Annotated in this window: 14 protein-coding genes and 1 tRNA gene; 8 read left to right on the plus strand and 7 right to left on the minus strand. The window is 62.1% G+C overall.

Features of this window, described 5'->3' with window-relative positions; translation table 11 throughout:
* Positions 1 to 332 precede the first annotated feature (332 nt).
* From VHL31_RS04480 to VHL31_RS26855, 3 genes are read left to right on the plus strand one after another with little or no spacing between them, the layout of a single operon-like run.
* A complete protein-coding gene (locus VHL31_RS04480) occupies positions 333 to 518 on the plus strand; it encodes a hypothetical protein (RefSeq protein ID WP_329660007.1) in 186 nt (61 codons plus the stop codon).
* A gap of 42 nt (positions 519 to 560) precedes the next feature.
* The gene (locus VHL31_RS26850) at positions 561 to 725 is read left to right on the plus strand and encodes a pentapeptide repeat-containing protein (RefSeq protein WP_414653636.1); all 165 of its coding nucleotides are present in this window, start codon (positions 561 to 563) and stop codon (positions 723 to 725) included.
* Positions 726 to 770: 45 nt separating this feature from the next.
* On the plus strand, positions 771 to 1,028 hold the full coding sequence (locus VHL31_RS26855; RefSeq protein ID WP_414653635.1) for a pentapeptide repeat-containing protein: 258 nt from the start codon (positions 771 to 773) through the stop codon (positions 1,026 to 1,028).
* 394 nt (positions 1,029 to 1,422) lie between these two features.
* On the opposite strand, the gene VHL31_RS04485 is transcribed toward VHL31_RS26855, so the two are convergent.
* Both VHL31_RS04485 and VHL31_RS04490 read right to left on the minus strand, forming a co-directional pair.
* The gene (locus tag VHL31_RS04485) at positions 1,423 to 3,495 is read right to left on the minus strand and encodes a tetratricopeptide repeat-containing protein (protein ID WP_329660008.1); all 2,073 of its coding nucleotides are present in this window, start codon (positions 3,493 to 3,495) and stop codon (positions 1,423 to 1,425) included.
* Entirely contained in the window at positions 3,492 to 3,758 is a 267-nt protein-coding gene (locus tag VHL31_RS04490; RefSeq protein ID WP_329660009.1) for a hypothetical protein, read from the minus strand. Before VHL31_RS04490 ends, VHL31_RS04485 begins: the two co-directional genes overlap by 4 nt.
* Before the next feature lie 197 nt (positions 3,759 to 3,955).
* Between VHL31_RS04490 and VHL31_RS04495 the strand changes: the two genes are divergently transcribed.
* Together VHL31_RS04495 and VHL31_RS04500 are read left to right on the plus strand one after the other, a co-directional pair.
* On the plus strand, positions 3,956 to 4,528 hold the full coding sequence (locus VHL31_RS04495; RefSeq protein WP_329660010.1) for a recombinase family protein: 573 nt from the start codon (positions 3,956 to 3,958) through the stop codon (positions 4,526 to 4,528).
* A gap of 589 nt (positions 4,529 to 5,117) precedes the next feature.
* Positions 5,118 to 6,167: an RES family NAD+ phosphorylase gene (locus VHL31_RS04500; RefSeq protein WP_329660011.1), complete on the plus strand. Its 1,050-nt coding sequence runs from the start codon at positions 5,118 to 5,120 to the stop codon at positions 6,165 to 6,167.
* 99 nt (positions 6,168 to 6,266) lie between these two features.
* On the opposite strand, the gene VHL31_RS04505 is transcribed toward VHL31_RS04500, so the two are convergent.
* Together VHL31_RS04505 and VHL31_RS04510 are read right to left on the minus strand one after the other, a co-directional pair.
* A complete protein-coding gene (locus tag VHL31_RS04505; RefSeq protein WP_329660012.1) occupies positions 6,267 to 7,082 on the minus strand; it encodes an IS5 family transposase in 816 nt (271 codons plus the stop codon).
* A gap of 251 nt (positions 7,083 to 7,333) precedes the next feature.
* Positions 7,334 to 7,421, minus strand: a tRNA-Ser gene (locus tag VHL31_RS04510).
* A 206-nt stretch (positions 7,422 to 7,627) separates the two neighbouring features.
* Here VHL31_RS04510 and VHL31_RS04515 point away from each other — a divergent pair.
* On the plus strand, positions 7,628 to 8,833 hold the full coding sequence (locus VHL31_RS04515) for an O-antigen ligase family protein (protein WP_329660013.1): 1,206 nt from the start codon (positions 7,628 to 7,630) through the stop codon (positions 8,831 to 8,833).
* Here VHL31_RS04515 and VHL31_RS04520 read toward each other — a convergent pair.
* From VHL31_RS04520 to VHL31_RS04530, 3 genes are all read right to left on the minus strand, one after another.
* Complete coding sequence (locus tag VHL31_RS04520; RefSeq protein WP_329660014.1) at positions 8,802 to 9,098, minus strand: hypothetical protein; 297 nt, start codon at positions 9,096 to 9,098, stop codon at positions 8,802 to 8,804. The genes VHL31_RS04515 and VHL31_RS04520 overlap by 32 nt on opposite strands.
* Positions 9,095 to 10,036, minus strand: coding sequence for an RNA polymerase sigma factor RpoH (gene rpoH / locus VHL31_RS04525; protein WP_329660015.1), 942 nt, complete (start codon positions 10,034 to 10,036; stop codon positions 9,095 to 9,097). Before rpoH ends, VHL31_RS04520 begins: the two co-directional genes overlap by 4 nt.
* Before the next feature lie 134 nt (positions 10,037 to 10,170).
* The gene (locus VHL31_RS04530; protein ID WP_329660016.1) at positions 10,171 to 11,115 is read right to left on the minus strand and encodes an RluA family pseudouridine synthase; all 945 of its coding nucleotides are present in this window, start codon (positions 11,113 to 11,115) and stop codon (positions 10,171 to 10,173) included.
* Between the two features lie 45 nt (positions 11,116 to 11,160).
* On the opposite strand from VHL31_RS04530, the gene VHL31_RS04535 reads away from it, so the two are divergent.
* Both VHL31_RS04535 and VHL31_RS04540 read left to right on the plus strand, forming a co-directional pair.
* Positions 11,161 to 11,463, plus strand: a complete 303-nt coding sequence (locus VHL31_RS04535; RefSeq protein ID WP_329660017.1) for a hypothetical protein — start codon at positions 11,161 to 11,163, stop codon at positions 11,461 to 11,463.
* The coding region (locus VHL31_RS04540; protein WP_329660018.1) for a hypothetical protein at positions 11,460 to 12,503 on the plus strand (1,044 nt) is incomplete at its 3' end. The genes VHL31_RS04535 and VHL31_RS04540, both read left to right, overlap by 4 nt.

Here is a 12,503-nt window from a genome sequence, read left to right on the forward strand (position 1 = left end):
ATATGTCTGGCTCGTTCAGAGGGTGGGGGTGGGTCTGGCGGGCGCCGAAGGGACGGACGTCGAGAGAACTTGGCGGCCTCAGCGACACCCTGCGGATTGACTGCCCCTTTGGTCTTGTCGCTCGCAGTATCGACGAAGAAGGGCAGGATGCGGGGTCCTGTGCAATCTGGAAGGCGACGACATGGGCGCAGCGGAGCAAAAACTGGGGCAGGCCGCTCCGTCACTGCCGGAGTCTTCCTATTCGTTTCCGCCCCTTCCACGTCCCAGCCGCTGGAAGCGCCTTCGGAAGGTTGACCAAAAGGTCCGGAAGTTCGAATCCTAAGGGTGTCCTGTTGGCAATCGTCGGGCTGTTCTTGTCGTTGTGGGCGTTGTGGGAAGAGCATATCGGCCGGGTCGAGCAGCGAACCGTTCGCGCTTGGCAGCTCCTCGGTACTCAAGCGCCCGGCAACAGTGGCAAGATTGAAGCACTCCAGTACCTGAACAGAGAGGATGGCGCGATCTGCGTGCGGTGGCTGTAGGGATGCCTCATCCCGCTCAAGGCGCGCATACCGCTCGTCGGCATTGACCTATCCAAGGCGGACAATGGTTCACCTAACGATCCGAGAGACGATCCCTCCTGCGCATCCTTACTAGGTGTAGAGCTACGCGAAGCGAATCTGACTGCTGCAGACCTGAGCGGGACGATCCTGAGTGAGGCGGACTTGTCTGGGTCGCAACCGAGATGATCGAACCTGAGCCAGACGGTCCTGTTCAGGACGAACTTGGGGCAAGTGACCCTGTTCAGGGCGAACCTCAGTGGCGCACATCTGAAAGAGGCAAGCCTGTCCAGTTCGCTCCTGCCTGTGGCGAACCTGAGCGAAGCGGACCTACCTCGTACGAACCTGAACGACGTGTATGGGATCACGCAAGAGCAACTCAACAGCACCTGCGGCGATGAAAGAACCTGGTTACCTGCCGGGCTCACTACCCGTCGATGCAAGACAGAGCCGGCTCCGGATGACACTGTCATCGGGAAGCAAGCAGAGTGAGGGCCAACCCGTGCGGACATATGATCGCTTCGGCGGAACTCGAGCTGATGCGCCTGTACGAAACCGTCCGCTTGTGGCGGCCCCGTGTCTTCCCAGCAGAAAGATACTCCAGGAAAATGACGCCTGGCTTCTGTGGATTGCCTCATGGAGCCAAAGGGGTGCCCCTAGTCAGCAGATGAAATTCTCCAGGTCGAACCACACCGATGGCGCGTCCTGAACAACAGGAACAACGCGCAGCGAAAGCCAGGCTTTTGAAGTCGATCTGAGACCGCGAGAGGGTGGGGGTGCCCAGGCTCGACGAAAAAGCAGGCGGTGAGCTACTCAGGATGGTGACATGAGTTACCTCGATCAGTTCAACACTCTCAGTGTATTGCGGGATGGCGCAGCTCAAGCGTCAGAACGAGCCGCAAGGAGATGAACCAGAGACAGCAGCTGATCCCTGAAGCTCCGCCAGCTTTGCTTTCAACTCGACCAGACGCTCCTGGGCGATCGGCAGCCAATGTGTCTCCTGGCTCTGCTGAGAAACCTCAATGGCACTGCGCAAACAGCTGACCGCTTCTTCCAACCATGCTGTGTTGCCCTCCCGCTCGCCCAGGCTCGCCAGCGCGGTACCAAGGTTGTTCTGGGTCGTTGCCCATTGGAGAAGCGGCACTCGCTCAGGGGTCCGCTCCTTCAGGGCGTCACGGAAGGCAGCGACCGCCTCTTTCAGCCGTGCTGTACTGCCCTCCCACTCGCCTAGGCCTCCCAGCGCAATACCGAGGTTATTTTGGGTCATTGCCCAATCGAGCGGCACCCGCTCACGGGTCCGCTCCTTCAAGGCATCACGATAAGCGGCGATGGCCTCTTCCACCTGCGATGTGCTGCTTTCCCGCTGACCCAGGCTCAATAGCGCATTGCCGAGGTTATTCTGGGTCGTTGCCCATTGGAGCGGCACCCGCTCGCGGGTCCGTTCCTTCAGGGCGTCATGAAAGGCGTCCACCGCCTCTTGCAGCCGTGCTGTGCTGCCCTCCCACTCGCCTAGACTTGTCAGCGCGCTGCCGAGGTTGTTCTGGGTCGTTGCCCAATCGAGCGGCACCCGCTCACGGGTCCGCTCCTTCAGGGCATTACGATAAGCGGCGATGGCCCCTTCCAGCCATGCTGTGCTGCCCTCCCGCTCGCCTAGACTTGTTAGTACGTTACCGAGGTTATTCTGGACTGTCGCCCATTGGAGGGGCACCTGCTCGCGGGTCCATTCTTTCAGAGCGTCACGAAAGGCGACAACCGCCTCTTCCAGCCGTGCTGTGCCACTCTCCCGCTCGCCCAGAAGCGCAAGCGCGGTACCGAGATTGTTCTGGGTCGTTGCCCATGGGCGGGGCACCTGCTCGCGGGTCCATTCTTTCAGGGCGTCGCGGTAGGCGACGACTGCCTCTTCCAGCCGTGCTGTGCCGCCTTCCCGCTGGCCCAGGCTCGCCAACGCATTGCCGAGGTTATTCTGGGTCATCGCCCACTCAAGCGGCGCGCGCGCTCGAGTGTATTCCTTTAGGGCGGCGCGATAGGCGGCGACCGCCTCTTCCAACAGTACTGTGCCGCTCTCCCGTTCGCCTAGGCTGTGCAGCGCGTTACCGAGTTCGTTCTGAGTGCTTGCCCAGTCAAGCGGCACCTGCTCGCGACGATATTGCTGGAGCAGATCACGCCATATTTTGATGGACTCAGCCAGAGCGACGTTATCTCCCCGCTCATTGCCTTGGCGATACAGCGCCTCGGCCCGGCGCACGACGTAGCCTTCGTGCTCATCCTGATGCCCGGGCGGCAACCGTTCGGCCGCCTGCTGGAACAGCTCGGCCGCCTCCAGATACTGCCGCTCGGTCATCTCTAGGTCGGCCAGAGTGGCAGTAGAAGCGGCGGCTCCGAGCAGCTGCGCATCTTCGGCCGCCTGTGCCTTTTCCCGCAGCTGCCTGGCCTGCTGAGCGGCATCAATCTGCGCCTGCGTCACCTCCTTGAGCAGGCGACGCGCCTCGTCGAAGCGGCCGTCATTGATTGCGGCTTGGGCCTTCTCGGCCAAGGCACGTGAGGTTGGGTTGGTCGGATCGAGCGCCGCCAACTGCTGCTGGAGCCGCTTGTAGTCCTGGGCGACCTTGTTCAGCGTCTCCGGAAGGCGCTCCAGCGGCACCTCCTGCTCAAACACGATTTGCAGCAGGGTCTTGGTCGCATTCTTGGTGACACCAAGCTTCTCGCTGAGGTCGACGATCTTGTCGACGAGAGGCTCCGTAGCACCCTTGGCCGCGGCCTGGGTCAGTGCCTGCACCTGTTCCGGGGTCAGCCCGTAGTAGTTGTTGCAAGTGAACTTGTTGCCGGTGACGTTGCCTCCTCCGGAGACAGCACAGTCGGTAGCGGTGATGATGGTGTCTCCGATGGCGAACACCGGGTCAGGCTCGATCAGGCCCGTCCAAAGCAGCAGGCCCAGGGCGCCTACTACTGCTCGCTTCACGGGACTTGATTCCCTCTGCCGGAGGCAGCCGGACCACCAGAGTTGGTGATAGTAAACGTGTTGCCCGACACATCACCCACTCCTGCAACGCCCTGGTAAGCATTGACGCTGGCATGGCCGCCTGGCTTTGGCGCCGAGGATGGTGGTAAGAGGAAGACGACTACTGCCCAGACGCCGGTGGCCAGAACCACCAGCCCACCACCGATCCAGGAGAGGGTGGCTTGGTTCTTCGGCCTCATAAGGAAGCGCCAGAGCGAGTTCATGGTATCCTCCTCGATACTCGCGAGCGATAAAGAGTATCTTGACGATGCCACAGATAGCCCAGTTGGGCCAGCCAACTCTGATGCACGAAACTGGCCGTTTACGTGCATCCTCTTCCAGGCTGCCCAAAAGCTAGCTTGACGGTATTTCGTGCACCCATGTAGTTTCGGCACACGGTTTCGTGCAGAGAGAAACAACCATGGCCCGCACCTTCGCCTACTGCCGCGTGAGCACCACCGACCAGACCACGGACAACCAGGTCCAGGAGATTGCTGGCGCGGGTTTCCAGGTGGATCCTCGGCGGGTCATCATCGAGGCCGTCAGCGGCAGCCGAGAGGCCCGTAAACGGCCTGCCTTCGCAAGGCTTCTCGATCGCCTAGAAGAAAGCGACGTGCTGATCGTGACGAAGCTGGACAGGCTCGGCCGTGACACCATCGACGTGCTCAGTACCGTGAAGGAACTGGAGGCCCGAGGCGTCCGTGTGCACTGCTTGGCGCTGGGTGGCGTGGATCTGACCAGCTCGGCCGGACGGATGACCATGGGTGTGCTGGCCAGCGTGGCGCAGTTCGAGCGCGACCTGATCATCGAGCGGACCCAGGCCGGGCTTGCCCGCGCAAAGGCCGAAGGGAAGACGCTGGGTCGTCCAAGTGCCCTGACGGCTACCCAACAAGTCGAGGTGCGGGCAGCCCTGACAGCGGGTCAGAGTGTGTCGGAGTTGGCGCGCCAGTACCGGACCAGCCGCACGACGATCCAGCGAGTCAGGACCGCATAGGGTCCGTCGTGACTACCCAATAGTCTACTAATCTAGTCAAGATTTACGAGCAATATCCTTGGCGGGGTCCGGGCTTCGTTTGCGAAGAAAAAGGACTAGTGGCTAGCAGTCTTCAACGGCTCAAAAGCCCTACTGGCTTTCCCTGCTGGGTGCCAACTAGTCCATGTCACTCGCTTTTGCCCCTGAAGGCATCGTCGGGACGCTATGCGCCCAGCAGAGCATCATCCCGGATCCTTAGGCGCCCACAAGCGGGGAATGGCCACAAGTGGGCCAGAAAGCATCCTTCCTGGGTTCCTCGACGGCCGCACGAGATCTACCAATATCGATGTTTGTGGTTCGCAACGCCTGCCCAAGAGCAGCTATCAGCATATCACGGCCCTCCTGTGCAAAGACGTTCGTGTAGACCTTGAAGCTCAACGTAACAGCGATCTGCTTTTCAAAGCCACGCTGAAGACTATCAGGACAGAAGGGTCCTTGCGTCAGTGACTTGATCTTGGTTCGTTCGGAGAGGCAGCCGTTATCGGGAACTGCGCACTACAAGTGGTTGCCGTTCGTATCCCAACTCACATTCGTTTAGTGGAGGCCGATCTTGGTAACCGAGTTCCTGCTTTGCTCACGTTGCTTCAACGACCAAGGACTCATGCTAGAAGCTGTTCGTTTCGGAACTTCGGCAGAGGGAAAGTGCAAAAACTGTGGCGCCGAGGACGGCCAGAAGCTTGATGCCGACACGCTATGGCACCTTGCGCACAGGTTCTTTGTATGGGGAACACTCCACCGTGTTGAGTATGGTGCGGCACCACTGGTTAGGTTCAGCAGTGGCATGGAGACAGGTATCAAGCTATCGCCCTGGCTTGAACATGACGTTCATCTTTTCGAGAAAGCTCTAGGTGTCGGGTTCTTCCTGTACGGTCCAAGACTGTGGATGGTAGGCTTCATTGAGCCTCTACGAGCCCTTGAAGACAATAAAACCAGATCATTGATTATCCAGCGCATCTTATCTGAATATCCAACTACCCAACTTACTCCCGACAGAATTTTTTACCGTGTACGAACTAATCCAACTGAGCCAAGCTCCAGCGCCCAATATGATAGCTCTCCATCTGAATTTTTGGGCAGGAACCGTTTAGACTCTGCTAATCTGCCAATCTTGTACTCGTCCGAAGATCTTCCAGTCTGCTTACATGAGCTGCGAGTTGCAGCGGAAGACAACATCTTCGTTGCAAGTTTACGCGCAAAAAAATCCCTACATCTTTTGGATCTAACTGAGGTTATTGATGAAAATGTCACAGAGTTTGAAAGTCTAGATCTCGCAGTTCATATGCTTTTTTTAGCTGGCAAACACTCCTACAATATATGCCGAGATATTGCTCTTGCCGCACATGCACATGGTTTTGACGGGCTGCTTTATCCATCGTATTTCAGTCTTCTTAGGACTGGCTTTATGCCTTTTGAGACAAGTTACGGACTGTCATTGCGTAAATATAGTAAATCCAAAGACTATGAAAAATCGAAAATGATCCCTAATATAGCTCTTTTTGGCAGGCCAATTCAACAAGATATTGTCGCCGTACATTCTATCAATAAGGTAATACTACGCCGTGTTGATTATGATTTTCACTTTGGTCCGACCGAATGCTAACGATGTACAGCCATAAAGTGGCAAGCTTGATGCAAGCGGGTGCGCGTCACGATCATCGTAAGGATTCTCTGACTGACTGTCGGCAAAGTCGCTGGCCGATCACGCAATGCGCCTCAGCATGATCCGGCTCATGGCGGTGTAGATCATCGCCACCCCGGTTTCGGGTAGCCGCTCGTAGTCTCGGGCGAGGCGACGTGATCGGGACAGCCAGGCGAAGGTCCTCTCGACTACCCAACGGCGCGGGAGGACGTGGAAGCCTGCCGGCCGCTCCTCCAGTCCGTAGCGCCACGCTTGACGCTGGCGGTGGAACGGGACCTCCATACGCCAGCCGCGCTCCTTCTCCAGCCACTTCGCGAATGGCCCGGTATAGGCACCGTCCGCCCAGACCAACTCCAACCGCGGCAAGGCCGCCATGGGCGCCAGCTCGACCATCTGTCGTGCGCCCACCGTGTCGTGCAGGCTGGCGGCATGGATGTGCGCCAGGAGGATCAGGCCCGACACGTCCACTAGGATGTGTCGCTTGCGCCCGAACGTCTTCTTGGCTGCATCAAAGCCTCGATCAGGGCCGCCCGTGCCGGTTGCCCGCGCCGTCTGCGAGTCGAGTACGGCAGCGGAAGGCTCTCGATCTCGGCCGTCCTTCTCACGCGCATGCTCGCGCAACTGATCGTGCATGCACCGGAGCGTGCCGTCCTTGCGCCAACGGGTCAGTTGCGAGTGCACCGTCGGCCATGGCGGGAAGTGGCGAGGCAGCATGCGCCACGCGCAGCCGGAACGAACCAGGTAGAAGATGGCTTCCGCCATGACCCGACGCGGCCACTTCGGCGGACGCCCGAGGCGACAAGGTGGCGGAAGAAGTGGCTCCAACGCCGCCCACTCGGCGTCACTCAGGTCAGAAGGGTACGGTCGATCAGGCATGGCGCTCTCCAGCCAGGACATGCCTGAATCAACGCAGAAAAGGGTTGGCCAGCGACTTTGCCGACAGTCAGTGAGAGCGACGATGAACCGCTGCTAGATCGTTCCCTGACCTGAACCCGCAAACCGCTCAAGTGCTTCGTCTCGCAGTGACTGCCAACCAAATGGCGCACCCCAACCGAAGCCCCAACCCGCGCTGTTTTCGCTAGAACTAACATACTGAATATAATACAAAACTTCTCCCAAACGAGAAGTGGCGGAGGGAACGGGATTCGAACCCGTGAGGAGTTGCCCCCAACACGCTTTCCAGGCGTGCGCCTTAAACCGCTCGGCCATCCCTCCGGTTTCGGCTGGCGATGGCTTCTAGCGGCTGCCATCTTCCACCGCAACCCGCAGCCAGCCAGCCTTGTCGCCGCCCGGAGCCCTCGTCTTGCCTGTTTGCTCAAGTCCGTGCTTTGCGGTCACACACCGGCCGGCGCGCACCAAGCTGGCGCCGACGGTACAGGGGGTGAGCCGATGGTCTGCTCGTTATGTCTTGCCGGATGAGCATGCCGTTGGTCGGGAGGCTGGACCGGGTGGCCGGCTTCCTGGTGATGCTGCTGCCGCTCCTGTTTCTGCTGGGCCGTGCCGTCGCCGACGTTGCGCTCATCCTGGTCGCAGTGGCCTTCCTCGCCCGCTCTGCCGCCAGCCGCGATGTCGCCTGGATTTGGGAGCCCTGGGTCCTTGTGGGGCTGGCGTGGGTTGGGTGGCTAACCTTCGGGGGCCTGTTCGCAGCCGACGTCGCGTCGGCAACCGGCAAGGCGGCGGTGCAGATCAGGTTCGTGCTCTTCGCCGCGGCGCTCGCGACTGTCCACTTTCGCAACACGGCCGTACGCGCCAATTTCCTGCTGGCTCTGTCGTCTGCCGTCGTGCTGGTGGCCATCGACTGCGTAATCCAGGCCGCCACAGGCACGTCGCTGACCGGGCGCGGCCTGCCTGAACTCTATCGGCTCTCCGGACCCTTCGATTCGCAAAAGGCAGGAACCTATCTGGCGAAGACCATCTTTCCGACACTGCTGCCCCTGATGCTGATCATGGGCGACCGGCGCCGCGCTGCGTGGGTCGTCCTGCTGGCACTGGCGGTGGCAGGCATGATCATCGCCCTGACCGGCGAGCGTTCGGCGCTGCTGACGTTCGGTCTGGGCACGCTGGTCTGCCTGTTGCTGCTCCCCAGGCTGCGTTCCTTCCTCCTGCCGGTGGTCCTGCTGGCGACGCTGGGAGCGGGTGTCCTGGTGCTCAGCAGGCCGATCCTGGTCGAGCGCTTCGTCGGGCACACGGAGGACGACCTCACGAACTTTGCTGACAAGCGTTACGGCATGATCCTGCGTAGCGGTCTGGCGCTTGCGGCCGATCAGCCAATCACGGGTATCGGCGTGGCGGAGTTTCCCAAGCGTTGCCCGTCACCGGAGCTGGCGGTGATCGGGCCCGTCGACGTCCGCTGCGTCAGCCATCCTCACAACCCATGGATGGAGATGCTGGTCGAGGGCGGTGTCGTAGGATTAGCCCTCTGGCTTGCCATGGTCGGGCTCTGGCTGAAGCGCTTCGCCGCGGCGGGGCGGCCGGTCCTCGTGGTCGGGCTCGCAACGCTCCTGCCGTTCAGCTGGCCGTTGATGACCAGCATGTCCCTGTTCACGACATGGAACGCCATCCTTTGGTGGCAGGCCGTCGGCCTGCTCCTGGCGCTCAGCCCTCGGCGAGAAGAGCTGCGGCGATAGCCCTTCCCTCGTCCTTCAGGTCGCCGCTGCCGGCTTTCCTGCCGGCACGGCGGTACCAGTAGCCGGCATTCGAGTGATCGCCTTCAACCCGGTGCAGCCAAGCATGTACCCAATCCGCCTGGGGCTGTCCTTCGTGCGCCTGGACGATCTCGTGTGCTGCTTCCCAGTCGTCGTTCAAGCCATGCCAGATCGCGCAGACCGCATCAGGCAGACCGGGCGGTGGCACGTCTCTGGTGAGCGATTCGTCGAATGCTGCGAAGTTCATCCGTTGAACGGCTCCACCTGACGAAGGTCACTCGGTTTGGGCAAGCGAGGCGCTGCCTCGGCATGCTCGGCAGCGCGTTTGCGCTCGAGTTCCAGGATCGCCTTCTGCAGCTTCTCGAAAGCCCGCACCTCGATCTGCCGCACCCTTTCCCGGCTCACGCCGTACTTCTCGGAGAGCTGCTCCAGGGTAGTCGGCTCCTCCTTGAGACGGCGCTCAGTCAGGATATACTGCTCGCGCTCGTTCAGGACCGACATGGCCTCGCTCAGCAGGCTCTCGCGGTGGGTACGCTCATCGGCATCCGCGACCGAGGCGTCCTGGGTGGTCCGCTCGTCCTCGAGCCAGTCCTGCCATTCGCTGTCGCCCTCGATCCGCAACGGGGCATTGAGCGAGTGATCCGGCCCGTCCAGGCGTCGGTTCATGTCGATCACGTCCTGCTCGGTCACCGCGAGCGTGTCGGCAATCGCACGTACCGTGTCCGGATGAAGGTCTCCCTCCTCCATCGCCTGCATTTGCGCCTTCAGACGGCGCAGGTTGAAGAACAGCTTCTTCTGCGCGGCTGTGGTGCCCATCTTCACGAGCGACCACGAATGCAGGATGTATTCCTGGATTGCCGCCTTGATCCACCACATCGCATAGGTGGCCAGGCGGAAGCCTCGCTCCGGATCGAAGCGCTTGACCGCCTGCATCAGCCCGACATTGCCCTCCGAGATGATCTCGGACATGGGCAACCCGTAGCCGCGATAGCCCATCGCGATCTTGGCCACGAGTCGGAGATGCGACGTTACCAGCTTGTGTGCGGCGTCGGCATCCTCGTCATCGCGCCAGCGACGGGCGAGCATGTACTCTTCCTCCGCCGGCAACATCGGAAACCGGCGGATCTCGTCGAGGTAACGGGACAGCCCGCTTCCTTCGAGGGCGACCGTCGGAAGACCGGCCATGGCAATCCTTCTCCTGCGCTCCGCGGTTCCGCATCCCGGACCCGGGTGGTCCTTGTTAGCGCACCCAGGCGTCGCTTGCCACCAAGACCGAATGCAGCCTGCTGGTTCCTACGCCAGTGGCCCTGTCCAATCCATCAGGAACGACAGGCGGCGAGCAGTTCGTCGAACAGCGACGGCGGGGGCAGGTCGAACCGGAGTGGTTCGCCGGTTATCGGGTGCCGGAAGCCCAGGACACGCGCGTGCAGGGCAATCCGGTCCAGCTGCTCGACGAGCGGCCGCGCTCTTTCCGGCAGATCGCCGGTCCGCCTGGGACCATAGATGCGGTCACCCAGGATCGGATGCCCCAGGCTGGACAGATGCACCCGGATCTGATGGGTCCGGCCGGTTTCGAGCGAACATTGCATGCGCGCTGCCCGCGTGCCCGCGGCGTCCAACACCTTCCAGTGGGTGACCGCCCGCTTGCCGCCATGGCTGACGATCGCCATGCGCTTGCGGTCGAACGGGTCTCGCCCCAGCGGCCGATCCACCGTACCTTCCGTCTTCGCCGGGAGGCCGCGCACGATCGCTTCGTAGACGCGCTCGATCGAGTGGATCGTGAACTGGCCGGACAGGAGCGTGTGCGCCCGGTCGTGCTTGGCCACGACCATCACGCCAGAGACGTCCTTGTCCAGTCGATGGACGATGCCGGGCCTGGCCACGCCGCCGATGCCGGACAGAGATCCACGGCAATGAGCGAGCATGGCGTTGACAAGCGTGCCATCGTCGTGGCCGGGGCCAGGATGCACGACCAGCCCGGCCGGCTTGGCGAGGACGATCAGGTGCTCGTCCTCGAACAGGATGGGCAGATTGATCTCCTGGGCCACCGGCGTCGCCGCCACTGGCTCCGGCACGGCCACGGCATAGGTCTCGCCGCCGCGGACCTTGCGCGAGGCCTGGCTCACCCTTTGTCCATCACGTGCGACGGCACCCTGATCGAGCAGAGCCTGGATGCGTGCCCGCGACAGATCGGGTAGGACCGCCGCCAGCCAGGCATCGAGACGCCGTCCGGCATCGTCCGGGTCCACCACGCGTTGGAACATGCCGCTTGTCATCGACCGTCCGTCATCCTCCAGGAACAAGTGATCATGGGTGAGACCGCCACCCGCATTCTTCTCGGCTTCGTCATCGCCGGTGCGGTGCTGCTCACGGTAGGGCTCATCGTTCTCATCTGGCTGCTCGCAAGCGGTGTACAAGGTGGCCGCACCGACAGCGTGAGCGCGCCAGCAGTCCTGTCCCTCTCGGAAGGCGAGCGGATCGTCACGATCGCGCGTGGGCCGGACGATATCGTCCTCCTGGTGCAGCAGCCCGACGGTCGCCAGCTCCTGCGCCGGATCGATCCCGACCGCGGTGACTTGCTTGGCGAGCTTCCGGTGGTGACAGCTCCGTGAACGAGACTCTGGACGTCAGGATCGACCATGTCGGCAGCAAGGGTGACGGCATCGTCCTGGGGCAGGACGGGCGGCTGTTTGTAGAGGGGGCGCTGGCTGGCGAGCGTGCGCTGGTGCGTCCGTTGGCCGGGCGGGATGGCGGGGATCGGCGCGCGGTGCTGGTGGAGATCCTGGAGCCGTCCGCCGAGCGGGTGATACCCCCCTGCCCCCATGCCGGCCCGTGCGGCGCATGCCGTCTCCAGCATCTGAGCCTTCCAGCCTATGGGCGCTTCCTAGAAGAGAAGGTGAAGGCGGCGCTGCACGCCAGAGGCCTGGATCCAGCACTAGTCCGTCCCGCCGCACTCTCGCCGCCGGCAGACCGGCGGCGGGTCCGCCTTGCCTGGCAACGAGAGGGGAGCGGCACCGTGCTCGGGACGCGGATGCCGCGGTCGCATCGAATTGTCGATCTGGCCACCTGCCTCGTCGCCAGGCAGGAACTGATGGCGGTGCTGCCCGGGTTGCGCAGGCTCCTGGGCAGGATTGCGCCCGCATCCGGGGAGGTCGCGCTGGATCTCACAGAGGCGGGCGTGGATGTCCTGATCATCGCCACCCAGTCGCCATCGACATCCGACCGCACCCGGATCGCCGCCGCCTTCGCTGAACTGCCGAGCCTCTGCCGGATCGCGTGGCGCAGCGAGAAGCTGCGCGAGGTCGAGGTCCTGCTGAGCCGGAGCGAGCCGATCGTACAGCATGGCCCCCTGCGGCTGGCTCCTACACCAGGTGCCTTCCGTCAGGCTACCGCTCACGGTGAAGCTGCCATGCATGTCTTCCTCCAAGAGCATCTGGGCGGTGCACGGAATGTCGTCGACCTGTTCGGCGGCATCGGCAGCCTCGGGCTGTCGCTGGCGCCGCTGCCGCGCAGGTTGCAGGTGGTGGAAGGAGATCTGGCCGCCGTGGATACGCTGCGCCGGGCGATCGCCGGCGGCGTGAAGGGCTGCCATATCACGGCACTGCGGCGTGACCTCCACAAGGAGCCGATGACGGCCAGGGAACTGCGCGAG

Origin of the sequence: Geminicoccus sp., from assembly GCF_036263595.1 — a bacterium.
Taxonomy (GTDB): domain Bacteria; phylum Pseudomonadota; class Alphaproteobacteria; order Geminicoccales; family Geminicoccaceae; genus Geminicoccus.

Coding starts and splice junctions, on each gene's coding strand:
- VHL31_RS04490 (WP_329660009.1), bottom strand. CDS start 3,758: ATGAACTCGCTCTGGCGCTTCCTTATGAGGCCGAAGAACCAAGCCACC.
- rpoH (WP_329660015.1), bottom strand. CDS start 10,036: ATGGCCGGTCTTCCGACGGTCGCCCTCGAAGGAAGCGGGCTGTCCCGT.
- VHL31_RS04515 (WP_329660013.1), top strand. CDS start 7,628: ATGCCGTTGGTCGGGAGGCTGGACCGGGTGGCCGGCTTCCTGGTGATG.
- VHL31_RS04520 (WP_329660014.1), bottom strand. CDS start 9,098: ATGAACTTCGCAGCATTCGACGAATCGCTCACCAGAGACGTGCCACCG.
- VHL31_RS04495 (WP_329660010.1), top strand. CDS start 3,956: ATGGCCCGCACCTTCGCCTACTGCCGCGTGAGCACCACCGACCAGACC.
- VHL31_RS04530 (WP_329660016.1), bottom strand. CDS start 11,115: ATGTTCCAACGCGTGGTGGACCCGGACGATGCCGGACGGCGTCTCGAT.
- VHL31_RS04535 (WP_329660017.1), top strand. CDS start 11,161: ATGGGTGAGACCGCCACCCGCATTCTTCTCGGCTTCGTCATCGCCGGT.
- VHL31_RS04505 (WP_329660012.1), bottom strand. CDS start 7,082: ATGCCTGATCGACCGTACCCTTCTGACCTGAGTGACGCCGAGTGGGCG.